Origin of the sequence: Roseivivax halodurans JCM 10272 (genome assembly GCF_000521785.1) — a bacterium.
Taxonomy (GTDB): Bacteria; Pseudomonadota; Alphaproteobacteria; order Rhodobacterales; family Rhodobacteraceae; genus Roseivivax; species Roseivivax halodurans.
This window is the reverse complement of sequence record NZ_JALZ01000001.1, coordinates 238,126-261,625: the sequence shown is the minus strand read 5'-3', so window position 1 is coordinate 261,625 and position 23,500 is coordinate 238,126. Positions and strand designations below refer to the sequence as shown.

17 protein-coding genes are annotated in these 23,500 nt (G+C 66.7%); 13 read left to right on the top strand and 4 right to left on the bottom strand.

Going from position 1 to position 23,500, the window contains the following annotated elements; genetic code table 11:
- Positions 1-17 precede the first annotated feature (17 nt).
- Positions 18-251 (top strand): hypothetical protein, encoded by a 234-nt coding sequence (locus OCH239_RS01240; RefSeq protein ID WP_037257485.1) that lies wholly within the window; start codon positions 18-20, stop codon positions 249-251.
- 37 nt (positions 252-288) lie between these two features.
- On the opposite strand, the gene OCH239_RS01235 is transcribed toward OCH239_RS01240, so the two are convergent.
- On the bottom strand, positions 289-954 hold the full coding sequence (locus tag OCH239_RS01235) for a sugar transferase (RefSeq protein ID WP_037257482.1): 666 nt from the start codon (positions 952-954) through the stop codon (positions 289-291).
- Positions 955-1,254: 300 nt separating this feature from the next.
- On the opposite strand from OCH239_RS01235, the gene OCH239_RS01230 reads away from it, so the two are divergent.
- Entirely contained in the window at positions 1,255-2,868 is a 1,614-nt protein-coding gene (locus OCH239_RS01230) for a glycosyltransferase (protein WP_084782015.1), read from the top strand.
- Positions 2,869-2,888: 20 nt separating this feature from the next.
- Here OCH239_RS01230 and OCH239_RS01225 read toward each other — a convergent pair whose 3' ends face one another.
- On the bottom strand, positions 2,889-4,703 hold the full coding sequence (locus OCH239_RS01225) for a polysaccharide biosynthesis tyrosine autokinase (protein WP_162149972.1): 1,815 nt from the start codon (positions 4,701-4,703) through the stop codon (positions 2,889-2,891).
- Positions 4,704-5,214: 511 nt separating this feature from the next.
- On the opposite strand from OCH239_RS01225, the gene OCH239_RS21590 reads away from it, so the two are divergent.
- Entirely contained in the window at positions 5,215-7,845 is a 2,631-nt protein-coding gene (locus OCH239_RS21590; RefSeq protein ID WP_051489118.1) for a calcium-binding protein, read from the top strand.
- A 30-nt stretch (positions 7,846-7,875) separates the two neighbouring features.
- Here OCH239_RS21590 and OCH239_RS01215 read toward each other — a convergent pair whose 3' ends face one another.
- On the bottom strand, positions 7,876-11,190 hold the full coding sequence (locus OCH239_RS01215; RefSeq protein WP_037257476.1) for a sulfatase-like hydrolase/transferase: 3,315 nt from the start codon (positions 11,188-11,190) through the stop codon (positions 7,876-7,878).
- Positions 11,191-11,383: 193 nt separating this feature from the next.
- A complete protein-coding gene (locus OCH239_RS01210) occupies positions 11,384-12,007 on the bottom strand; it encodes a helix-turn-helix domain-containing protein (protein WP_037257475.1) in 624 nt (207 codons plus the stop codon).
- A gap of 67 nt (positions 12,008-12,074) precedes the next feature.
- Between OCH239_RS01210 and OCH239_RS01205 the strand changes: the two genes are divergently transcribed.
- The 10 genes from OCH239_RS01205 to gap all read left to right on the top strand — a co-directional run bounded on the left by OCH239_RS01205 (position 12,075) and on the right by gap (position 23,179).
- Positions 12,075-13,583 (top strand): class I adenylate-forming enzyme family protein, encoded by a 1,509-nt coding sequence (locus tag OCH239_RS01205; protein WP_037257473.1) that lies wholly within the window; start codon positions 12,075-12,077, stop codon positions 13,581-13,583.
- A gap of 56 nt (positions 13,584-13,639) precedes the next feature.
- Positions 13,640-14,278, top strand: a complete 639-nt coding sequence (locus OCH239_RS01200; RefSeq protein ID WP_037257471.1) for a DsbA family oxidoreductase — start codon at positions 13,640-13,642, stop codon at positions 14,276-14,278.
- Between the two features lie 205 nt (positions 14,279-14,483).
- On the top strand, positions 14,484-15,710 hold the full coding sequence (locus tag OCH239_RS01195) for a multidrug effflux MFS transporter (RefSeq protein WP_037257467.1): 1,227 nt from the start codon (positions 14,484-14,486) through the stop codon (positions 15,708-15,710).
- Between the two features lie 139 nt (positions 15,711-15,849).
- On the top strand, positions 15,850-17,064 hold the full coding sequence (locus tag OCH239_RS01190) for an NADP-dependent isocitrate dehydrogenase (protein ID WP_037257464.1): 1,215 nt from the start codon (positions 15,850-15,852) through the stop codon (positions 17,062-17,064).
- A gap of 146 nt (positions 17,065-17,210) precedes the next feature.
- The gene (locus tag OCH239_RS01185; protein WP_037257461.1) at positions 17,211-17,831 is read left to right on the top strand and encodes a YitT family protein; all 621 of its coding nucleotides are present in this window, start codon (positions 17,211-17,213) and stop codon (positions 17,829-17,831) included.
- Positions 17,832-17,903: 72 nt separating this feature from the next.
- Positions 17,904-19,247 carry an NADP-specific glutamate dehydrogenase gene (gene gdhA, locus OCH239_RS01180; RefSeq protein ID WP_037257458.1) on the top strand — a complete coding sequence of 448 codons (1,344 nt, stop codon included), beginning with the start codon at positions 17,904-17,906 and terminating at the stop codon, positions 19,245-19,247.
- 70 nt (positions 19,248-19,317) lie between these two features.
- Positions 19,318-20,073, top strand: coding sequence for an SDR family NAD(P)-dependent oxidoreductase (locus tag OCH239_RS01175; protein WP_425280273.1), 756 nt, complete (start codon positions 19,318-19,320; stop codon positions 20,071-20,073).
- 18 nt (positions 20,074-20,091) lie between these two features.
- On the top strand, positions 20,092-20,994 hold the full coding sequence (locus OCH239_RS01170) for a 2-dehydro-3-deoxygalactonokinase (protein WP_037257452.1): 903 nt from the start codon (positions 20,092-20,094) through the stop codon (positions 20,992-20,994).
- A gap of 28 nt (positions 20,995-21,022) precedes the next feature.
- Complete coding sequence (locus OCH239_RS01165) at positions 21,023-22,015, top strand: aldose epimerase family protein (protein WP_037257449.1); 993 nt, start codon at positions 21,023-21,025, stop codon at positions 22,013-22,015.
- Positions 22,016-22,174: 159 nt separating this feature from the next.
- Entirely contained in the window at positions 22,175-23,179 is a 1,005-nt protein-coding gene (gap, locus tag OCH239_RS01160; protein ID WP_037257446.1) for a type I glyceraldehyde-3-phosphate dehydrogenase, read from the top strand.
- Positions 23,180-23,500 lie beyond the last annotated feature (321 nt).

Genomic DNA, 23,500 nt, shown 5'->3' with positions numbered 1-23,500 from the left:
TTGGAGGCGGCAAGAGTATGAACGGAAAGATTCGCGGGCTATTGCTCGGACTCCCCCTGCTCGCGCTCGTCGCGGCGGTGTCAGCGCCGTTGGTGTTCGGCACAGCCATATGGGTGGGCGTGGTCATCTTTTTCGCGACCGCGCCGATCGCCGTCGGGCTGATCGCGCTGATGGACACCTTCAAAGGCGACGAGGAGGCGCGCCATGTCGTGCCGGCCCGCCACGAACCGCGGCACGAAGGCCGAAGCTGACCCCGGACCGCCGAGAATTCGGTCCCACGCGGGCGCATCAGCACGCGCCATCGCGCCACATCACCGCCCGCGGCGTCTTGCACACGATCTCGAGATCCTGCCGGAACGACCAGTGCCGAACATAGGTGGCGTCGATCTTGACGCGCCGATCGAAGCTGATGTTGCTGCGTCCGGACACCTGCCAGAGACCCGTGATACCCGGGCGCGTGGCGAGGTAATCGCTCTTGGCGGTGTCATAGCGCTCCAGCTCGGCGCGCGTGATCGGGCGTGGACCCACGATGCTCATGTGCCCCACCAGCACGTTGAAGAATTGCGGAACCTCGTCGAGGCTGGTTGACCGCAAAAGCTTGCCGACCACCGGAATGATCCGCGGGTCGTTCTTCAGCTTGCTGTCCGCTTCGAACTCCCGTCGCGCGGCGATATTGTCGCGCAGATGCTCCTTGAGGCGCTCATCGGCGTCGACGACCATCGTACGGAACTTCAGGCATGCGAACGTCCGTCCGCCATGCCCCACCCGCTCATGCACGAAGAAGATCGGGCCCGGGCTGCAAAGCTTGGTGATCACGGCCACCACAAGCATCACCCCCGAAAAGGCGAGGATCGCCAGAATGGCGAAGCCGATGTCGAAGGACCTTTTTGCGACACCGCCCAAGGGTGCCGCGGATCGCTCCAGGCGCTGTTGTTCAAGGGTATCCAGATGCATGGGTCTTCCCGACGTCAGGTTTCGTCCAAGACAACCTCAGAACGAGGCCAAATATCGCAACTCACCCGTTAGTAGATCGATTCTCACGCAAGGCACAATGGTTAACGCGAGACAAAAGTGCCATAGCCGCACTCTCCTAAAAATTGTGCCTCGGGGATAACGAAATGTTAACTTATTGAGCGAGGACGGGACGAAAGAAACGAGTCGCACCAGGCGCCCCATCGTCTTCCGGCTAGTCTGTAGGTTGGATGCGCTCGGCGTCAATGCACGCCACCAGCCTTGTCAACATACTGCACAAGAATGGAACTTTCTGCCGCTCGATGCTATCTAAAGCGCCAGCTTCCTCTTCTGGTTGTGGTATTGATTGCTGCGGCGCACCGTGGTTCTTTACCGTTGGCGTCTTTCGTCGCATCGACGCCGGGCGCGCCTTCAGCGCGAGGGCAGACTCACGGCGCCCCCAACGTATTCAACTTATACTTGTGTATTTGCTATCGTTCGGAGGCGTTCGGTGCTATGCGAACTCGAGGATCGACACGCCAGCTCGCGGAGGTGGCGTATGTGCCTCCTTCACCCCGGTATCATGATCAAGGCAGAAGAATTGTGACAGAAGAAGCGAGCCGCCCGGCGGCTACCGACGACGCACCTCGTGCGGAGGCCATGCCGCTCTCGCCTCCCCTTCCGGCGCCCCCGCACGACCTCGATTCACCGTCCCATGTTCTCATCGTGGGCGACTTTGCCGACATAAACGGCGGTCAGGCAAAGGTTGCGTTGGACAGTGCGCGGATGCTTGCCGATGCGGGTGTCCAAGTCACCTTCTTCGCCGCTTGCGGGCCGGTCTCGCGCCGGCTGGAGCACAAGCGGATTTCGGTCATCTGCCTCGACCAGCCCACGATCCTCGACGATCCGAACCGGCTGCGTGCCATGCGCCGCGGCATCTGGAACGGGGAAGCGGCCAAGAGGCTCACGGCGGTGATCGACGGGCTCGATCCGACCGACACCGTCATTCATTGCCACGGCTACGCAAAGGGCCTCTCACCGGCCATCGGACCGGTCCTGGCCAATGCGCCGATGCCGGTTCTGTTCACGATGCACGAGTATTTTCTCGCCTGTCCGAACGGTGGCTTCTACGATTACCGCAAGCAGGAAATCTGCACGCGGCGCCCACTCGGGGCCTCGTGTCTCGCAACGAATTGCGACGCCCGGCATATGTTGCACAAGGGATGGCGCGTGACGCGGCAGGTCGCGACATGGGGTCCGGGGCAATTGCCGGGCGGCCTCACCGACGTCGCCTACATCTCCGAGCTTCAGCGCGAGGTCATGACGCCGCATCTGGGGCGAAAGGTCCGTCTCCACCACGTCCCAAACCCGGTGGACGCGCCCGAGCTGCCTCCGGTCGATCCTCGGCAGAACGACATCTTCCTGTTTGTAGGCAGGCTGTCGCAGGAAAAGGGCGCGGCGCAGTTCGCGGAGGCTGCGCGCCGGGCCGGCGTCCGCGCGATGTTTCTGGGCGATGGTGAGCAGAGCGAGACGGTGCGGCGCCTCAATCCCGAGGCGGAGATCCTTGGATGGCAACCTCCCGAAGCGGTCCAGGAGGCACTGGGCCGGGCGCGGGCGCTGGTCTTCCCGAGCCTGTGGTACGAGGGCCAGCCCCTTGTCCCCATCGAGGCCTTGATGCGCGGAGTGCCGGTCATCTGCGGCACGTGGAGTGCGGCGCGCGAATGTGTGGAGCATGGCGAAAACGGCCTCGTCTACCGGCAGCCGACCGTCGATGCGCTCGCGGATGCGTTGACCCGGATCGACGACGTTCCCACCTTCGATCCGCTCCCCCTCCGCCAGAGGCTCGGCCCCGACGCGCATCGCCGCCGGCTGCTCGACCTCTACGGGGAGATGCTCGCGCGGCGACGGGCAGCTTAGGCGCTGCGTCGTCGCCCCCGTCACTCTGCCGGACGCGGGTGAAGCTCCTTGTCCGGCATGCGGGTCGGTCCGCTGGACCGCCTTAGGGCGCGCCCCGCCACGCGAGGGTTCCGACGCGCCAGACGGCGCCGCGGCATCTGCGACATCACGGTGCCACTGGGCGCGAGCCCTGCCCGCTCGAGCACGACGAGCGCGTCATCTATCGCGCGCGCCGGCGTCTTGTCGTGCCGAGCGAGAAACACCAGGACATCCACCAGATGACCCATGACCCTCACGTCCGGGGCCGGCAGAACCGAGGGCATGTCCACGATGACGAGGTCGTAGCGGCTGCGTGCCTCGGCGAGGATTTCGGCCAATTCGGGTGAGCTCAGAAGATCCACGGCGTTGGACGGCGCGTCTTCGCACGGCAGGAAGTCGAAGCCGTAAGCCGCGTCGTGAAGGATGGCGTGCGCGAGCCGCTCCGTGCCGTGGCAGAGCGCGACCAGGCCGCGCTCGGCCTCCGGCGCGAGGTCCACGCTTGCCCCCCGGCTGCGCATGTCGGCATCGATCAACAGGACCTGACGTCCGCCGCTCCCGAAACTCGCGGCCAGGGAACTCGCAAGCACAGTCTTGCCTTCGCCGGCCCGCGCCGAGGTGACGGCAATGATCTGCGTGCCGGAGGCGCCGGGACGGGACGCCAGGGTGGTCCGGATATCCTCGATTGCGGTGGCATAGACCGGATCCTGAAGCCCTTTCAGCGCTGCCCGCACGGGCCCGAGCCGCGACGAGGCGACCTTGGGCGTCACGCCGAAGAGCGCAGTCCTCGCCGCATGTTCGAGCTCGCGCGGGCTGTGAAGACCCCCGCGAAGGGAGTCGCGCAGATAGACTGCCGCAAGCCCGGCCATGCCGCCGAAGAGGGCGGCGAAGAAGACGATCAGCTTCTTCCGCGGCGCGACGGCGTTCTGCGGCATCGTCGCGTAGGACACCACGCGGGCATCCGGGCGGAGAAGGCTTTGCCGCGCTGCCGTCTCCTTCAGCCGGGTGAGCATGAATTGCGACATCTCGCGCGTCGCCTCCGCCTCCCCCGCCAGACGTTCGAGCTCCACCGTCTCGGCAGAGCGCGTTTCCGGATCGCCGCTGAACTGGAAGGCTTCGATCCGTGTCTCCGTCTCTCCGAGCTGGGCCTGAAGATCCGAGAGGCGGTCCGACAGCCGCTCGATGACGTCCTGCGCGTCGGCCCTCCGGACCGCGACCTGCTCTTCGAGATAGGTATCGACCAGCGTGTTCACGATGTCCTGGGACTTCGCGGGATCGCGCGTCGTGACGGCGACATCGACGATGAGCGTCCCGGGCACGTTGCGCAGGTTGACCGCCTCCTCCAGCGCCTGAACGGTCGCCGGGCGGTCACGTGCCGCGATGTTCGCGCGCTCTTCCGGATCGCTCGCTTCGGTGTGGATCGCGGCGTTCTCGTTGAATTCGGGATCGTCCATCAGGTTCAGCTGATCGACGACCTGTCCCAGGACGGGACGGCTGCGGATCAGGGCCGCCTTGGTGGCCAGGATTGCTTCCGACGCGCGCGCCTCGGCCGGAACGCCGCTCTGGCTCACGACATCGGAGCTGCCCGCGTCCAGCACCATGCTGGCGGAGGTGCGGTAGAGCGGGGTCGCGATCAGAAACGCGTAGACGGCGCCGAGCAGAACGGCGACGGCCACCGCGGCGGCAAGCGTGCCGATGTTGCGCCAGACCATCAGCGCAAGCGCGCCGATATCCACCCTGGACGGGTCGTCCCTGCCGAAACCGGAAGCGCCACTCGTAGAAGACGAGCCGAGGGGAAGGTTGTTTGGTGGTGGCGTCATCAGTCCGCTTAACTTCCCTGGAGACGGGATCAGGGGGATTGGAACCCGAAGGGCATGAGACGACAGCGCCCGAACGGCGCCGTGCCGAGTCAGCGCCATACACAACCCTTGGTTACGTCGGTGTCCAGAGGAAATTTCGGAATATGCCGGGTCTTCCGCAGCATTGCCCTGCGAACGCGACCGGATGCAGCGGTTGCCGCATTCGACCGCAAGGCAGCAGAAAAGTCGGAGAATCCATCGTTCAAAGCCCGAATTTTCCTTTGTAGACAGGATATGATTCATCGCCACCACGGGGCCGAGGCGCATGCATGCGCCGCATCGATCATCGGCACTGCCTCAGAATTGCGCAGGACGGCGGGCTGCGAGCGATTGCTCGCTCGGCATCCTTCCCTGCCCTGTCCTTTGCGGAGGACTCGCGCTAAACGCGAAGTGCAGGCGGATCCGAGGATGTCGATCGCGCCATGCCCGCCACCGAGTGCAGAAACCGAATACCAGACCGGAGCTACTGAAAATGGTCACGAGCGACGATGCTATCGAGTTCTTCGGCACCGACGGTGACGACACGCTGCGCGGGAATGCCCGGAACAACGTTCTCTACGGCTATATCGGGATGGACGAGATCTTCGGCGAAGACGGACGGGATCTGCTGGTGGGAGGGGCGGATGACGACACGCTCTCCGGCGGTCTCCTTGGCGATACCCTGCTGGGGGGCGACGGCGATGACGTGCTTCTCGGCGAAGCCGGCAACGACCTTCTCGAAGGTGGCGCGGACAACGACATTCTCGATGGCGGGAACGATCGCGACACGCTGATTGGCGGAACCGGCGCCGACCGCCTGATCGGCGGGGCCGGCAACGACGATCTCTCGGGTGAAGACGGCAACGACACGCTCTTCGGCGATGACGGCAACGACACGCTGCAGGGCAATGCCGGCAACGACATGATCATCGGCGGGACCGGCGCCGACGAGATCCTCGGCGGCTGGGGCGACGACGAGATCGACGGCGGCGCCGACAACGACCTGATCTACGGCGACGACGGCGCGGACACGGTCTACGGGTCCGAGGGGAAGGACACGATCTACGGCGCCGATGGCGACGACTCCCTTGTGGGCGGCGCACGCTCGGACGAGCTCTACGGCGGCGACGGAGACGATACCCTGGCGGGCCATGACGGCGGCGATCTTCTTGTCGGCAATGGCGGCCGCGATCTGCTTCTGGGCGGCGACAATCCCGACGAGCTCCGCGGCGGCGATGGCGCGGACACCCTGCGCGGCGACGGAGGCCCGGATCTTCTCTACGGTCAGAACGGAGACGATTTCCTGGCCGGCGGCGACGGGCACGACCTGCTGCACGGGGGTCCCGGCAATGACGAGGGGCGCGGCGGCAACGGCAACGACTCCCTCTTCGGCCACAGCGGCAACGACATCCTGTCCGGGCACGCCGGACGCGACTTCATCACCGGCGGCGACGGAGACGACACGCTGCGCGGCGGAACCGAACGGGACGAATTGCGCGGCGGCGCGGGACGCGACGTCCTCTACGGCGGCGCGGGAGTCAACGATCTCTACGGCAACGGCGGTGCGGACACCTTCGTTCTCGGGGCAGGCTCCGACATCATCTACGATTTCGACACCGATCAGGGCGACAGGATCGACCTCGGCAAGCTGCTCCCCGGCTTCGATCCCGCGCTGGACGAGATCTCGGACTTCGTCCGCGTGACGTTCAATTACGGCCGTGGCGATTCGATCGTCGAGATCGATGCCGACGGCAGCGCGGGCCCTGCTTCGTTCCGGGAGGCCGCGACCTTGAAGGCATCGAACTTCGTGAACCTCGAGCAGCTGATCGGAGAAGGCGGCCTGTCTCTGGACGGCTCCTTGGTCCCCCCAAAAACCTACGAGATCACGGACACCTCGCGCCTCGCCGCCGCGGAGTTCCTCGATTTCCTCGCGATCAACGTCCATATCGACGCGAATTTCTACGAGGACACCACCGTCTCTCTCATCGACAGCGCGATGGATTTCATCGGCTTCGATCACATTCGCACGGGCGCGCCGGTCCGGCAGAATCTCGACCCGGGAAACAGCTACGAACAGCTGGCCGACATGGGCTACGACTTCACGTTCACCGTGCGCAACTTCTTCCCGCAATTCGGGCAGGAGCTCATGGACCAGTACCTGGCCTATTTCGACTCCTTCGAGATCCGGAACCCGGGTAGCGTGCGCGCCATCGAAGGGCTGAACGAGGTCGGCAATCTCGATTTCGACTTCGAGGGCGGCTCGGGCAAGACGGCGGCCGCCGCCTATCAGCAGTTCCTCTACGACGCGATCAAGTCAGATCCGAACCTGCAGGACACTTCGGTGATCAACCTCTCGGTCTTCTTCGGCCGGGATGCGGAGAATTACGAGGGGTTCGGCGACCTCTCCGCCTCGTCGGATTTCACGAACTCGCACATCTACACCAACACCCGGCTCGTCCCATTCTACGACATCATGAACCGGCTGGAGAACGCCGAGCTCATCGATTCGGACAGCCCCGCGATGATCACCGAAATCGGGTACCCGACGGTCATGATCAAAGGTCACCCGATCGCGGTAAATGAGACAGTACAAGCGAAGCTGACGCTCAACGCGCTCATGGATTCCTATCTGCAGGGGGTCGAGGAGGTCTTCCTCTACGAGCTCTTCGACCGGACGACCGGCGATCCGAGGGCGCCGCAGAACAATTTCGGTCTCTTCACCTCCGACGGCACGGCCAAGGAGGCGGCGGTCGCGTTGCAGGCCCTGACCACGATCCTCAGCGACGGCGTCGATCCGGACTTCGAGCCCACCGCCGGCACCGATTACGAGCTGACCGGCGGTGACGCGAATACCCGGAGCTTTGCGATCCAGGAGGCGGCAGACGAAACCGATATCATCATCTGGCGCGAGGACGTGATCTGGGACCGCGCGAGCCTCGAGGAAATCGAGGCCGAGACGCTCACCGTCACTCTCGATCTGGGTGCGGTCTATTCGAGCGTGGCGATCTACGATCCGATGCAGGGAAGCGCGCCGATCGAGACGTTCGAGAACGCCGACAGCGTCTCCGTCGATGTCTCGGACCACCCTCTCGTGGTGGAGCTCGGGGCCGTCTACACGGTCTGAGGCTTTCGACGACGACGGTGCCCCGCGGCGTCAGCCCGCGGGGCTCGCGATGCTCCAGAAGTCATAGTAGTCGGGTTCGCCGAGAAGGCCCAAATCGGACTCCTCGTAATCCAGGAGGAGCTGCGTCACGTCGAGCTCGTAATGTCCGATGAAGCCGCCCGTCCCATCGTTGGCGCTGACCCGCCCTGCGGGCGTGAGGAACAGAAGATCCTCCGTGCCGTTGCCGTTCAGATCGCCTGCGGCGAGGAACGCGCCCTCTTCCTTGGACCCGAAGCCCGTGATCGCCTCCCCGTCGCCACTCACCGCGAAGACGCCGCCCGTCGGCATGTGCCGGAAGAGCAGATCGGCTGCCCCATCGGCGTCGAAATCCGCAATGGCCACCGCCTCGTGCACCGGCCGGAGGCCGAAATCCGACACCTCGACACCGCGGTGATCGAGAGCGACGAACCGTCCGTCAGACGTTCTGACAACCATATCCGTCGCGCCGTCGCCGTCGGTATCGGCCAGTCCCTGAAACGTGCCTCCTCCGGCCTCCGCCACGACCCGCGGAATGCTGCCTCGGGAGAGGACGGACATCTCGTTCGTCACGGGGTCCGACATCACGATCTCCTCCTCGCCATCACCGTCGAGATCACCCACGGCGACGGGCGTGCCGTCCCCGCCGCCCTCGTACCGGGCTATGAAACCGCCGTCAGCCCCGTCGTTGGACCTCAGCTGCCCCGATGCGTCGCGCCAGAGGATGTCGGCCGTTCCGGACCCGTTGAAGTCGCCGATCGCAGCGATGCCGGAGGGCTTTGCACCGAAACCGATGCCCGTCCCGCTCGCCTCGATCCAGAACACTCCGCCCGAGTTCGTATGCCTCATCAGCGTCTCGTCGCGACCGTCACCGTCGAAATCCGCGAAGGCGAGGATCTCGCGTTCGTCCATCGCGCCGAACGTGGCCGTCCTGTTGCCCTGCATGTCGGTCACCGTCACGGTGTCTGGCGCCGAGCGATACGCGATCTCGCGTACCCCGTCGCCGTCGAGATCGACCGTGGCGAGGAACGCGCCGACCGCCGGGATCGCCGTGCTCCCGATCGTGATGCCGTCGAAGACTGCCATCTCTCCAGTCTCCCGGTCCTGCACGAGGAGGTCCGATGCGCCGTCGCCGGTGAAGTCGAACGGGCTCTCGTCCTCCGGCCGCGTCCCGTAGCGCGCCAGAAAGTCCTCCATGTCCAGCACGTCTCCGGAGAGGTCCGCCATACGTTCGATGTCTGTCAGCAGCAGGCTCGACCGCTCTCCTTTCGAGATCAGTGAGACCGACACCCGCCCGTCGGGACGTTCCCACGCCGAGGCCACGTTGCCGAACGGCGCACCAAGGGTGACCGTGTCGATGCCCCCGCGGCCGTCGATGCTGTCGTCACCGGTCGACACGTGGAAGCCGTTCGCCCGGTTGTCGCCTGAAAGAAGATCGTCCTGCCGGCTATCCTCGATCGCCTCGATCCCGAAGAGCCGATCCTCGTCGGTTCCGAACCACCCCAGCCCCGACTCGAGATCGACCGTGACCGGACCGTCCGCGTATCGGTAGCTGGCGGTATCGAAGCCGCCCTGTCCTCTCAGAATGTCATCGCCGAAGCCCCCGACCAGGGTGTCGTCGCCGTTCGCTCCGAAGAGATAGTCGCGATCCGCGCCCCCGTGGATGTAATCGCCTCTCCCCGATCCGTAGATGCTGTCGCTGTCGCCGCCCCCGTAGGCCGTGCCCGCCGCAGGGAGGTGGATTTCGTCCCTCCCGTCGCGGCCGCGCGCGATCTTGGCGTAGCTGATGAAATTGTCGCTGGAATTGCCGATCACCTCGGATCTGTTGGCAGGCGTCTTTTCCTTACCGACAGCGTTCTCGACATTGTCCGGAAGCGCCAGATCGCCACGAAAATAGACCGTGTCGATCCCTCCATCCGCCGCCTCGACGATCGTCTGGCCGGACCCGTTCAGGAAGTAGGTGGTGTCCCCGCCCGGGCCCACGACCTCGACATCATCGGCGGTGAAGATCACCGACCGGGCTGTTGCATCGTCCGAGAGGTCGATCGAGGTTCCCGCCCGCACCCAGCCGTTCTCTTCCTCGTAATCCTGCATGCGACCGAGCAGATCCTGCACGACATCCCCATACGCCGGATCCGAGGCGAGGTTCACGATCTGCCGCGGATCTCCAACCACATCGTAGAGTTCGAGGCTGTCGTCCTCGTAGACGGTCAGTCGGTAGTCGTTGGTGCGCAGCGAGAGGCTTCCGTACATCGACGTGAAGGCCTGACCGGACTGCCCCGGGTCGTCGCCGTTCAGGAACGCCGAGAGCGACCGGCCGTCGAGTTGAAGGCCGGTGTCGAGGCCCAGCAGATCCAGCGCGGTCGGCATGATGTCGAGCAATTCGACGGGCGTGTCCACGACCCTGTTCGCGCCCGAGGCGTTCGGATCGTAGATCACCAGCGGCGCCCGCGCCGCCTCCTCCCACAAGGTGAACTTGTGCCAGGCGTCCTTCTCTCCCAGGTGATAGCCGTGATCGCTCCACATCATGATGACGGTCTCGTCCATCACCCCCTGCGCCTCGAGCGAGTCGAGAAGGCGGCCGAGCTGCGCATCGGCGAACGAGACGCTTGCGAAATAGGCCTGGATCTTCTTCGCCCAGTAACCCGCGTCCGTGATGTCGGAGTGGTACCATTCCTGCACGAGGTCGCGCATGAACGCCGGCACGTCGTCTAGATCGTCCTCCACCGTGAACGGGACCTCGATATCCTCGAGCGGATAGAGATCGAAATATTCCTGCGGCACGGCATGCGTGGAATGCGGCCGGTAGATGCCGAGAAAGAGCGCGTTGTCCTCTCCCGGGGCCCAGCCCTCGACCACCTCGATGGCGTCGGTGGTGTTGATGTAGTCGCCGTGCAGCTCTTCCGGCACCTCGAGGACGCCGCTGTCGAAGGTCGATCCGAAACCGCCGTTCCAGTAGCTCTTGTCGGCGGCCAGGGTGAACGGAAAGTTCTCGGCTCCGGGGATGATGTCGCTGTTGTGGTAGACCTTCCCGAGCACGGTGGTCGCGAAGCCGCTATCAGCCAGGACATGCGGCAGCGTCTTGGTGACATCGACCAGATCGTACCAGTTCACGTTGTTGTCGAGCACGCCGGTCTGCTCCGGCCGCTGTCCGGTGAGCACCGAGGTGCGCGACGGGTTGCACTTCGCCACCTGCGAGAACGCGTTGTCGAAGCTCGAGCCCAGCGTGCTCAGGCGCTCGATGTTGGGGGTGTGCAGTATCCCCGCATAATGCGCCTTGAACGACTGAAACGCCACGAGGTCATCGAGGGAAATTGACACGAAGTTCATGCGCGTCTCTCGTCTGGGGAATATCGCGGCGACCGTACCACGCAACCCCTAGCTGACAATGCGAAGCGACACTCTCCTCAAAAGAGTTTCACATTGCAGCGACGATGCGCCATATTTTTGGGCCGCGCTCACCCCGGTGACCGAAAGTCGCACTATCCTGTTGTCCGTGCCCCTGGGGGCAGCGTCCCCGGGCTCAGACCAGCGAGGTGACCCAGAGGATGGTGGCGTCGTCGTCACTGACCGAGATGACGTTGTGCCCCATCGTGGCGTCGTAATAGGCGCTGTCTCCGCGGCGCATCTCGATCGGCTCGTAGAACTCGGTGTAGAGCCGGATCACGCCGGTCAGGACGTAGAGGAATTCCTCGCCGTCATGCCGCACCCAGCCGTCGAACTCGTCCATCGACCGGGCCCGCACCCGCGCCCGGTAGGGCAGCATCTGCTTCTTGGTGAGGGTCTCGCCCAGAAGCGTGTGCTCGTAGGTCGCGGTCGCCTGCGGCACGCCCGCGCCGTCCTTGGTGACCGAGAGCCGACCGTTCACCTTGTCGCGGGTCGGCGGCGTGAAGAGCTGCGGCACCGAGATCTCGAGCCCGATGGCGAGCTTCTTCAGCGCATCGTAGGTGGGCGACATCTGCCCGTTCTCGATCTTCGACAGGGTCGAGCGGGCGAGCCCCGCCTGCCGCGCCGCCTGTTCGAGCGTCCAGTCGCGCGCCTTGCGCAGCTCGCGCACGCGCTCGCCGAGGTTCAGCGGCTCGCCCTCCTCGGCGGGGCCGGCCTCGCGGGCGATGCGGATGAGGCTCTGGGGATCGCGGCTTGTCATGACGCTTGGTGATACGCAGCGCCGGGGTCGCTTGCAAGAACGGCCGCGCGCGAGCTAACTCGGTCCCATGCCAGCGATCTTCGACGACGGGCCGCCGCCGCCCTGCCCCGCGCCCTTCAACCTCGCAGCCCACGTGCTGCGAGCTTCGGATCCGGATCCGGCCAAGATCGCCCTCGCCATCGTCGCGCCGACGGGCGCCGAGCGCTGGAGCTACGGCCGTCTCGAGGCCGCCGTGCTGGGCACCGCCTCGGGGCTGCTCGCCCAAGGCCTCGGCCCGGGAGACAGGGTCCTTCTGCGGCTTGGCAACACAATCGAATTCCCGCTCGCCTTCCTCGGCGCGATCGCCGCCGGCCTCGTGCCCGTGCCCACCTCCGCGCAGCTGACCGCGCCCGAGGTGCAAAAGATCGTGGACCAGCTCGCCCCCGCGGCCATCCTGCGCGACCCGGGCGTGGCCTCCTGCGACGCGGGCGTGCCGACGTACCAGACCTCGGACATGATGGCGTGGCGCGATCTGCCCCCCGCGGATTACGCGATGGTCGACCCCGAGCGCCTCGCCTACATCGTCATGACCTCCGGCACGTCCGGCACCCCGCGCGCCGTCGGCCATGCGCACCGCGCGGTCTGGGCGCGGCAGATGATGATGGACGGCTGGTACGGCCTGAGGTCGTCCGACCGGCTCCTGCATGCGGGCGCCTTCAACTGGACCTACACGCTCGGCACCGGCCTGCTCGATCCCTGGACGCGGGGCGCGACGGCGCTGATCCCCGCCGAAGGTGTGACGCCCGCGAAGTTGCCGCTCCTCCTCTCGCGCCACGAGGCGAGCCTTTTCGCAGCCGCTCCAGGCGTTTACCGCCAGATGCTCAGAAATCACGTGAAGCCGCTGCCGAAACTGCGGCACGGGCTCTCGGCGGGCGAGAAGATGGCGCTCCCCGTGCACGAGGCATGGCGCGCGGCGACCGGAACCGAGATCTACGAGGCCTACGGGATGTCGGAATGCTCGACCTTCATCTCCTCCTCCCCGAGCCGCCGGGCCGCGCCGGGCACGCTCGGCGCTCCTCAGCCGGGGCGGCGCGTCGCGATCCTCGGCCCGGACGGGCCCGCGGAGATCGGCGAGCCCGGAGAGATCGCGATCCACCGCTCCGACCCCGGTCTCATGCTGGGCTATGTCGGCGACGCGGACGCCACCGCCGAGAAGATGCGCGGCGAATGGTTCCTGACCGGCGATCAGGGCCGGATGGACCACACCGGCGCCATCTCGTTCCTCGGCCGCGCGGACGATCTGATGAACGCGGGCGGGCTCCGGGTCTCCCCGCTCGAGGTCGAGGCGGCGATCCACGATCACCCCGGCGTCGAGGAGGTCGGCGTCACCGATGTCGAGATCCGCGACGGCGTGCGGATCATCGCGGCCTTCTGGACCGGTCCGGAGCCGCTTGCCGACGACATCCTGACCGCTTGGGTGGAGCCGAGGCTCGCCGCCTACAAGCGCCCCCGCATGTGGGTGCGCCTCGACGCGCTGCCGAAAAGCGGCAACGGCAAGCTCCTGCGGCGGCTCCTTGCGGCGCAAATGCCCCGGTGACGTGCAATCCCCGCCCCGCTCTGCTAGATCCCCCCGAAACCCCAGAGGAGGCCGCCATGGTCAAGCTCGACATCCTGTCCGACCCGATCTGTCCGTGGTGCTACATCGGCAAGGCGCAGCTCGACCGCGCCCTGATGGACGACCCGAACCATCCGTTCGAGATCGAATGGCACCCGTTCCAGCTCAACCCGGAGATGCCGGCAGAGGGCATGGAGCGCCGCGCCTATCTCGAGCAGAAGTTCGGCGGCACCGACGGCGCGGTGGAGGCCTACCGGCCGATCCTCGAGCAATCCGAAGAGCTTGGCCTCGACATCGCCTTCGACAGGATCGGGCGCACGCCGAACACGCTCGACGCGCACCGGCTGATCCACTGGGCGGGGATCGAAGGGCGGCAGACCGCGGCCGTCTCGGCGCTCTTCAAGGCCTATTTCCACGACGGGCGCGACATTGGCGACCGCGAGACGCTCGCCGACATCGCCGACGGGATCGAGCTCGACGCCAGCGTGATCATGAGGCTGCTCGACAGCGAGTCCGACCGACAGGAGATCATGGACCGCGACCGCGCGGCGCGCGAGATGGGCGTGTCCGGGGTGCCGACCTTCATCGTCGCGGGCAAGCACGCGGTCCCGGGCGCGCAGCCGCCGGACCTCTGGGCCAAGGTCATCGCGGAACTCAAGGCGAACGCCGAGGCCTGAGCCATGCGGCTCGTGCAGGGCGGTCATGCGACCCGCCCGGCGCCGCACTGAGGCCCTCCCACCATCCGACTGATACGAAGGCAAAATTTCAGACCCTGCGCTTATGCGCACACTTCCCTGCGCGCGGAACCTGAAGGATACTCGGTGGTTTCCGAAAGGCGAGGCTGCTATATGCGTCCTCACCCCAAGAAGACGAGCCTGCCCCATGTCCTCCCTGCCCATCCGCCGCGGCGAGCTGGTCGCACTGATCGCGATGATGTTCGCCACCATCGCGTTCTCGATCGATGCCATGCTCCCGGCCCTGCCTGAGATCGCCGAGGCGCTGACCCCCGAGAACGTCAACGCCGCGCAGCTGATCCTCACCGTCTTCGTGCTCGGCATGGGGCTCGGCACCTTCGTGACGGGGCCGCTGTCGGATGCCTACGGACGCAAGAAGGTCGTGCTCGGGGGCTGCGCCCTCTACATCACGGCCGCCATCGTCGCGGCGCAGGCGCAGAGCCTCGAGGTCCTGCTCGCCGCCCGCCTCGTGCAAGGCCTCGGCGCGGCCGGCCCCCGTGTCGTGGCGCTCGCCATCATCCGTGACCTCGTCTCGGGACGCGAGATGGCGCGGATCATGTCCTTCGTGCTCGTCGTCTTCACGCTCGTGCCCGCGCTGGCGCCGAGCCTCGGGGCGGTCATCATCGCCTTCGCCGGCTGGCGCGGCATCTTCGGAGCCTTCGTCCTCTTCTCAGTGATCTCGGCCGTCTGGCTGACCGTGCGCCTTCCCGAGACGCATCCGCCCGAGGCGCGCCGCCCGCTGCGCTTCGGAGCGCTCGTCGAGGCCGCGCGCGAGATGTTCGGCCATCCCATCGTGCGCCTCTCCATTCTGGTGCAATCGCTCACCCTCGGCATCATGTTCGCGATGCTGTCGAGCGTGCAGCAGGTCTACGACATGACCTTCGGCCGCGGCGACGAGTTTCCGCTCTGGTTCGGGGCCGTCGCCATCTGCGCCGGCGCCGCGAGCTTCCTCAACGCGCGGATCGTCGTGAAGCTCGGCATGCGCCGGATCATCACCACGATCCTCTCGCTTCAGGTCGTCGCGTCGGGCGTGATGATCCTGCTGTCGCTGATCTCCCTGCCCGAAACCGCCTATTTCGCGACCTTCGTGATCTGGCAGGCGACGGTGTTCTTCATGATCGGTCTCTCGGTCGGCAACCTCAACGCCATCGCGATGGAGCCTCTCGGCCATATCGCGGGCCTCGCCGCGAGCCTCATCGGCGCGATCTCGACCGTCGCGGCGGTGATCCTCGCGGTGCCGGTGGGCCTGATGTTCGACGGCACCCCCCTGCCGCTCGCCTGCGCGATCTTCGTCGAGGCCGCTCTCGCCGTCACGCTCATGCGCGGCATGCGCCGGATCGAGGCCGAGACCGAAGCGGCGCCTGCCGCCGCCTGACCGAGCCGACCTGCACAGCCGCCGGGCACATCCCCGGCGGCGTGCGTCATTTTCAGCATACAATCGCATACCGTCTTTTCGCGCCCGTCTTTCCTCGCTATGGCAGCCGCAACGGCGACGAGGCGAAGGGAGCCACCCCATGACCAAGATCAAGGTCGACAACCCCATCGTCGAGATGGATGGCGACGAGATGACCCGGATCATCTGGGACTTCATCAAGCAGAAGCTGATCAAGCCCTATCTCGACATCGATTTGCTCTACTACGACCTGAGCATCACCGAGCGCGACCGCACCGACGACCAGATCACGATCGACGCGGCGGAGAAGACCAAGGAGGTCGGCGTCGCGGTGAAATGCGCGACGATCACCCCCGACGAGGCGCGGGTCGAGGAGTTCGGGCTCAAGAAGATGTGGCGCTCCCCCAACGGGACGATCCGCAACATCCTCGGCGGCGTCGTCTTCCGCGCCCCGATCATCTGCAAGAACGTGCCCCGCCTCGTGCCCGGCTGGACACGTCCGATCGTGATCGGCCGCCACGCCTTCGGCGACCAGTACCGCGCCACGGACTTCCACTTCCCCGGCAAGGGCAAGCTGACGATGAAGTTCGTCGGCGAGGACGGCAGCGTGATCGAGAAAGAGGTCTACGACGCGCCGTCCGCGGGCGTCTACATGGGCATGTACAACCTCGACGACTCGATCCGCGACTTCGCCCGCGCCTCGCTGAACTACGGCCTCTCGCTCGGCTGGCCGGTGTTCCTGTCGACCAAGAACACAATCCTCAAGGCCTATGACGGCCGCTTCATGGAGATTTTCGAGGAGGTCTACCAGGAGGAATTCAAGGACAAGTTCGAGGCCAAGGGCATCCACTACCAGCACCGCCTGATCGACGACATGGTCGCCTGCGCGATGAAGTGGAACGGCGGTTTCGTCTGGGCCTGCAAGAACTACGACGGCGACGTCCAGTCCGACACGGTCGCGCAGGGCTTCGGCTCGCTCGGCCTCATGACGTCGCAGCTGATGACGCCCGACGGCGGCATCGTCGAGGCCGAGGCGGCGCACGGCACGGTGACGCGCCATTACCGCCAGCACCAGCGCGGCGAGGAAACCTCGACCAACTCGGTGGCGTCGATCTACGCCTGGACCGGCGGGCTCAAGCATCGTGCCAAGCTAGACGACAACGCCGAGCTGCAGAGCTTTGCCGAGATGCTGGAAAAGGTCGTCGTGGACACGGTCGAGGCCGGCCACATGACCAAGGACCTCGCCCTCCTCGTGGGGCCGGACCAGGGCTGGCTGACGACGACCGGTTTCCTCGACAAGATCGACCAGAACCTCAGCCGGGCGCTGAACGCCTGACACGCGTCATGCCGGGCGCCGCCAGCGTCCGGCATGCACGCCCCCATGCCCACCGATTGGGCAATTGCGCATCCGGACGCACCGCAGGCCGCGCTGACGCGGCGCTCTCCCTTGCAATCCGGGCCGCGGCGGCCAGAACGCATCGCATGATCCTGCTCGACACGCCGCCGCCCGACCGACACACGATCTCCGAAGACGTGCAGGGAATGATGATCGGCTGCACGCTCGTGGCCCTCTCGATCCAGTTCCTGCGCGCCTCGGATCTCATCACCGGGCAGATCGCGGGCCTTGCGCTGGTGATCTCCTACCCGACCGCGATCTCCTTCGGCCTTGCCTTCTTCGTGCTGAACCTGCCCTTCTACTGGCTCGCCATCAAACAGATGGGCTGGCGCTTCACGGTCAAGAACTTCGTCGCCGTGACGACCATGTCGGCGATGGCCGACCTCATGCCCCTGGTGCTGACCGTCGAGCCCCTGCACCCCGCCGTCGGCGCCGCGCTCTTCGGCCTCTGCGCGGGGATGGGCCTTCTGGGGCTCTTCCGGCACGGCGCGACCCTCGGCGGCGTCGGGATCGTCGCGCTCTGGCTGCAGGACACCCGCGGCATCAAGGCCGGCAACACGCAGCTCGCCTTCGACCTCTGCGTCTTCGCCGTCGCGCTCTTCCTCTTCCCCTGGGAAATCGTCGCCTGGTCGCTCCTCGGCGCGGTGATTCTCAACCTCATCATCACCGTGAACCATCGCCGCGATCGCTACATCGCCAGGTCGTGAACGGACCGATCCGCGCACTCCTGCGTTTTTCCGCCGACGCCCTACGGCACCGGAAATCTCAAGGAGCACGACATGGATCGACGCGACGCACTGGTCGAGACTTTCATGGAGGCGGTCACCGCCCGCAATGACGGACAGGACGAGTTCCTCCAGGCGGTCGAGGAAGTGGCCGAAGACGTCCTGACCGTCGAGAAGGCCAATTCCGGCTTCGCCGAGGCCCGGGTGCTCGAACGCCTGACCGAACCCGACCGGATGATCCAGTTCCGCGTGGTCTGGGAGGACGACGAGGGCCGCACCCGCATCAATCGCGGCTGGCGCGTGCAGATGTCGAACGCCATCGGCCCTTACAAGGGCGGCCTGCGCTTCCATCCGTCGGTCACGCCCTCGGTGCTGAAATTCCTCGCCTTCGAGCAGTGCTTCAAGAACGCGCTGACCGGCCTGCCGCTCGGCGGCGCGAAGGGGGGCTCCGACTTCGATCCCTCGGACTGTTCCGAGGCCGAGATCATGCGCTTCTCCCAGGCCTTCATGGCCGAGCTTGCCCCCCATATCGGCCCCGATCTCGACGTGCCCGCCGGCGACATCAACGTCGGCCAGCGCGAGATCGGCTGGCTCTTCGGCGCCTACAAGCGCCAGAAGGGCGTCTTTCACGGCGCGCTGACCGGCAAGGGCCCGGCGTTCGGCGGCTCCGTCATGCGGACCGAGGCGACGGGATACGGCCTCGTCTACTTCGTCGACTGCATGATGGCCGCACAGGATCGCGCGCTCGAGGGCGCCCGCGTGGCGATATCGGGCAAGGGGAACGTCTCGACCCACGCCGCCGACAAGGTCATCGACCGGGGCGGCATCGTTGTCACCCTCTCGGACACCTCGGGCACGCTCCACGCCCCGGACGGCTTCTCCCGCGACGCCGTCGCCTGGGTGCGCGAGCGCAAGGCCGCCGGCGAGGACATCGCCGAGCCGCCCCGCGATTACGGGCTGACATGGCACGACGGCGCACTGCCCTGGGGCTTCGAAGCGGATGTCGCCCTGCCCTGCGCGACCCAGAACGAGATGGACGAGGACGCCGCGAAGATGGTGGTCGACAGCGGCGTGACCCTGCTGGCCGAGGGCGCGAACATGCCGCTCACCGCCAAGGCCATCGCGGTTCTCGACAAGGCCGGCATCGTTCAGGCGCCCGGCAAGGCGGCCAATGCGGGCGGCGTCGCGGTGTCCGGCCTCGAGATGAGCCAGAACGCGCATGGCCGCTTCCTCGACGCGGATCAGGTGGACAAGGCGCTGCACGGCATCATGGCCGACATCCATGCGACCGTGACCAGCGAGGCCGGAACCGGCGAGACCCCCGATTACCGCCGCGGCGCGAACGTCGCGGGGTACCGCCATCTTGCAAGGGCGATCTCGTCCTTCGGCATCGTCTGAACCGCTTTCACCCGGATCTCGTGCGCGCTAGACCGGTGCGCATGAGCGACACCAGAGCGGGGCCAACCCGGTGACGGACATGCACACGAGCGCCGCGACCTTTCCCGACCTTGCGGGATCCGCGGTGGTCGTGACGGGGGGCGGCTCCGGGATCGGCGCGGCCCTCGTCCGCGGATTCCTCGATCAGGGCGCGCGGGTCGCCTTCCTCGACCTCGAGGACAGGGCCGAGTCCGGCGGCGCGCTCTTCCTCCCCTGCGACGTGACCGACCTCGGCGCGCTCGACGCCGCACTCGGGCGGGCGCGAGAGACACACGGAGCGACGGGCATCCTCGTCAACAACGTCGCCAACGACACCCGCCACGCCACGCTCGACGTCACGCCGGAGTTCTGGGACGAGAGCATGGCGGTGAACCTGCGCTCCTACTTCTTCGCGGCGCGTGCGGTCATACCTGCCATGCGCGAGGCGGGCGGCGGATCCATCGTCAACCTCAGCTCGATCAGTTACTTGATGGGTCAGGCGGGCTACCCGCTCTACACCGCAGCCAATGCCGGGATCACCTCGCTCACCCGGTCGCTCGCGCGAGAATTCGGTCCGGACGGCATCCGCGTGAACGCGCTCGCCCCGGGCTGGGTGATGACCGAGCGGCAGAAGGCGCTCTGGGCCACCGAGGAGGCCGTGTCCGCGCATCTCGCGCGGCAATGCCTGCCCCGGCCCCTCGTGCCCGGGGACATGGTGGGGCCGGCGCTGTTTCTCGCCTCCGCGGCCAGCGGGGCGATCACGGGACAGGTCCTGCCCGCCGACGGCGGCGTCGTGACCACTGGATAGAGTAAAGGAGCACTGCCCATGGACTGGATCGCTGCCGACTGGGGCACCACGCATCTGCGGCTCTGGGAGATCGACGCGGATGGTGGCGTCTCGAAGCGCCTCGACAGCGATCAGGGCATGGGCGTGCTCGATCCCTCCGATTACGAACCGACGCTGCTCGGCCTTTTGCGCAACCGCCTGCCCGAGGGGCGCGCGACACGCATCCTCGCCTGCGGCATGGTCGGCGCGCGGCAGGGCTGGATCGAGGCACCCTATTCCGCCGTCCCGATCGCCCCGCTCGCCGCGACCCGCGCCGTCAAGGCGCCGACCCGCGATCCGCGGCTCGACGTGCACGTCCTTCCCGGTCTCAGTCAGGCCGAGCCCGCCGACGTGATGCGCGGCGAGGAGATGCGCATCGCGGGCGTCTTCGCCTCCGAGCCCGGCTTCGACGGCGTGATCTGCCTGCCCGGCCTCCACACGATCTGGGTGCAGGTGAGCGCGGGCGAGGTCGTCAGCTTCCGCACCTGCATGACCGGCGAGCTCCTGGGGATGCTGAGCGAGCGCTCCGTCCTGCGCCTCAGCGTCGGCAGCACCGGCTGGGACGCGAACGCCTTCGCCGAGGGGCTCGACCGCGGCCTCTCGCGGCCCGAGGCGCTGTCCTCGTCCCTTTTCACCCTGCGCGCGGAATCGCTGCTGCGCGATCTTGGCCCCGAAGCCTCGCGGGCGCGGCTCACCGGCCTCCTGATCGGGACGGAGCTGGCCTCCGTCCGTCCCTACTGGCTCGGGCAGGACGTGCGCGTCGTCGGCGAGCCCGACATGGCCGAGGCCTATTCCCGCGCGCTCGAGAGCCAGGGCGTCGCGCCCAAGATCCTCGATTCCGAGGAGATGACGCTCGCGGGCTTCCGTGCCGCGCACGAGGCACTGGCGGCGCACGCGCACTGATGTAAGGTTCGGCGGGGAGGAGAGCCACATGAGTTCAGAGATCGTCGCCGAGACGCCCGGCGGCCGCCCGATCCACGAGCTGCGGCTCGAGAACGACACGCTCACGGCGCGGCTGCTGACCTACGGGGCGACGCTCCGCGATCTGCGCCTCGCCGGGATCGAGCACCCGCTGGTGCTCGGCTTCGAGGACGCCGCCGACTACACCCGCGAGATGCCCTACATGGGCGCCATCGTCGGGCGGGTCGCCAACCGGATCGCGCGCGGCACCGCGGAGATCGGCGGCAGCACCTGTCTCTTCGATCTTAACGAGCGCCACGTCCAGACGCTGCACGGCGGCCACGACGGCAGCGGGCGCCGGCTCTGGAAGATCGAGGAGGCCTCCGGCACCCACGCCGTGCTGAGCGACACGATGCCCGACGGGCACATGGGCTTTCCAGGCACCCTCAAGGTCAAGGTGCGCTATTCGCTCGAAGGCCCGGCGCTGGTGATCGCCATCACCGCAACGACCGATGCGCCGACCTTGTGCAACTTCGCGCCGCACAGCTACTTCAACCTCTCGGGCTCGGACGTCATCGACGACCATCTCCTCAGCGTCGCCGCGGATCTCTGGCAGCCGGTCGATCGCCGCCAGATCCCCGAAGGCCCGCCGGTGCCCGTGGAGGGCACCTCCTACGACCTGCGGCAGCCCGCGCAGGTGCCCCACGGCATCGACCACGGGTTCTGCCTCTCCGACACCCGCCGCGCGCCGCGGCACGTCGCGACCCTGACGGCCGGCGGCACCCGAATGAACATCGAGACGACGGAGCCGGGCCTACAGGTCTACGACGGCTCGCTCATTTCCGTGCCGGACGGGCTCGGGCTCGGCGGCCGCAGCTACGGCGCCCGCGCCGGCATCGCGCTCGAGACGCAGGCCTGGGTCGATGCCGCGAATATCGGCGCGCGGGCGCAGGTCGATCTCTTTCCCGGCGAGAGCTACCGCCACTTCTCGCGCTTCGTCTTCGCCAGGCAGCCGCAAACCTAGACGGGCCTCGCCTGCTCTGGCAGCCTCGCTCCGACATTCGAGCGTCCCGGGCCCGAGCTTGACGGCGCGCTGCACGGGCGCACCTTGACTTTCGAAGGCCGCTTTGATCGTTAGCGGTAACACCAACCAACCGGCAGACCACCCGGAGGAGACTTTCCCATGACGACCAAGGTTGCCATCAACGGCTTCGGCCGGATCGGGCGCAACATCCTGCGCAGCATCGTGGAATCGAGCCGCACCGATATCGAGGTGGTCGCGATCAACGACCTCGGCCCGGTCGAGACGAACGCCCACCTCCTCCAGTACGACAGCGTCCACGGTCGCTTCCCGCACGAGGTCAAGACCTCCGACAGCACCATCGACGTCGGCCGCGGCCCGATGGAAGTGACCGCGCTCCGCGACCCCAAGGAACTCCCCTGGGGCGGCGTCGACGTGGTGCTGGAATGCACCGGCATCTTCACGAGCCGCGACAAGGCGGCGGCGCATCTCGAGAACGGCGCGAGCCGTGTGCTCGTCTCGGCCCCGGCGAGCGGCGCCGACAAGACCATCGTCTACGGCGTGAACCACGAGACGCTCACGGCGGACGACAAGGTGGTCTCGAACGCCTCCTGCACCACCAACTGCCTTTCGCCCGTGGCGAAGGTCCTGCACGACGCGATCGGAATCAAGCGCGGCTTCATGACCACGATCCACTCCTATACCGGCGACCAGCCGACGCTCGACACGATGCACAAGGATCTCTACCGCGCGCGCGCCGCGGCTTTGTCGATGATCCCGACCTCGACCGGCGCGGCAAAGGCCGTCGGCCTCGTGCTGCCCGATCTCGACGGCAAGCTCGACGGCGTCGCGATCCGCGTGCCGACGCCGAACGTGTCGGTGGTCGACTTCACCTTCGAAGCCAACAAGGACACCTCCGCCGAAGAGATCAACGAGGCGATCCGGGCCGCGGCGGGCAGCGGCCCGCTCAAGGGCATTCTCGGTGTGACCGACCACAAGCTCGTCAGCCAGGACTTCAACCACGATCCGCATTCGTCGATCTTCGCCACCGACCAGACCAAGGTCATGGACGGCAACTTCGTCCGCGTGCTGTCCTGGTACGACAACGAATGGGGCTTCTCGACCCGGATGGCCGATACGGCCGTCGCCATGGGCAAGCTCGGCTGAGCTGACCTCATCCCGGAATTCAGGCCGGATCCCGCGGGGTCCGGCCTTTTTCGTTTGTGCCCTACTGCTCCGAGACCGCCGCGCGCGCCGCCGCATAACCCTGCGCCGCGGGCGGCAGCGGCTGCGCGGTCACGGGAACGGGTGCCTGGAACGGCGCCGCGACGGCAAGGTGAGCCATTGCCTCGGCCGCGAGAGCTGCAGCAAAATCGCCTCGTTGCCCAGCGGGCCGCGCCTGCGGGCGGCTCGGAAGCGGGCCGCCTGTCCCGCCAACTGAAATCGCTGCATCCATTCCTGGCCTCTTGCCTCACGCATTCGACCCGC

Excerpts from the sequence above, each read along its gene's own strand:
- OCH239_RS01240 (WP_037257485.1), top strand. The coding sequence starts at position 18 with ATGAACGGAAAGATTCGCGGGCTATTGCTCGGACTCCCCCTGCTCGCG.
- OCH239_RS21590 (WP_051489118.1), top strand. The coding sequence starts at position 5,215 with ATGGTCACGAGCGACGATGCTATCGAGTTCTTCGGCACCGACGGTGAC.
- OCH239_RS01185 (WP_037257461.1), top strand. The coding sequence starts at position 17,211 with ATGATCCTGCTCGACACGCCGCCGCCCGACCGACACACGATCTCCGAA.
- gap (WP_037257446.1), top strand. The coding sequence starts at position 22,175 with ATGACGACCAAGGTTGCCATCAACGGCTTCGGCCGGATCGGGCGCAAC.
- OCH239_RS01210 (WP_037257475.1), bottom strand. The coding sequence starts at position 12,007 with ATGACAAGCCGCGATCCCCAGAGCCTCATCCGCATCGCCCGCGAGGCC.
- OCH239_RS01230 (WP_084782015.1), top strand. The coding sequence starts at position 1,255 with ATGGAACTTTCTGCCGCTCGATGCTATCTAAAGCGCCAGCTTCCTCTT.
- gdhA (WP_037257458.1), top strand. The coding sequence starts at position 17,904 with ATGGATCGACGCGACGCACTGGTCGAGACTTTCATGGAGGCGGTCACC.
- OCH239_RS01195 (WP_037257467.1), top strand. The coding sequence starts at position 14,484 with ATGTCCTCCCTGCCCATCCGCCGCGGCGAGCTGGTCGCACTGATCGCG.
- OCH239_RS01190 (WP_037257464.1), top strand. The coding sequence starts at position 15,850 with ATGACCAAGATCAAGGTCGACAACCCCATCGTCGAGATGGATGGCGAC.
- OCH239_RS01165 (WP_037257449.1), top strand. The coding sequence starts at position 21,023 with ATGAGTTCAGAGATCGTCGCCGAGACGCCCGGCGGCCGCCCGATCCAC.
- OCH239_RS01235 (WP_037257482.1), bottom strand. The coding sequence starts at position 954 with ATGCATCTGGATACCCTTGAACAACAGCGCCTGGAGCGATCCGCGGCA.
- OCH239_RS01200 (WP_037257471.1), top strand. The coding sequence starts at position 13,640 with ATGGTCAAGCTCGACATCCTGTCCGACCCGATCTGTCCGTGGTGCTAC.
- OCH239_RS01225 (WP_162149972.1), bottom strand. The coding sequence starts at position 4,703 with ATGACGCCACCACCAAACAACCTTCCCCTCGGCTCGTCTTCTACGAGT.
- OCH239_RS01205 (WP_037257473.1), top strand. The coding sequence starts at position 12,075 with ATGCCAGCGATCTTCGACGACGGGCCGCCGCCGCCCTGCCCCGCGCCC.
- OCH239_RS01170 (WP_037257452.1), top strand. The coding sequence starts at position 20,092 with ATGGACTGGATCGCTGCCGACTGGGGCACCACGCATCTGCGGCTCTGG.
- OCH239_RS01215 (WP_037257476.1), bottom strand. The coding sequence starts at position 11,190 with ATGAACTTCGTGTCAATTTCCCTCGATGACCTCGTGGCGTTTCAGTCG.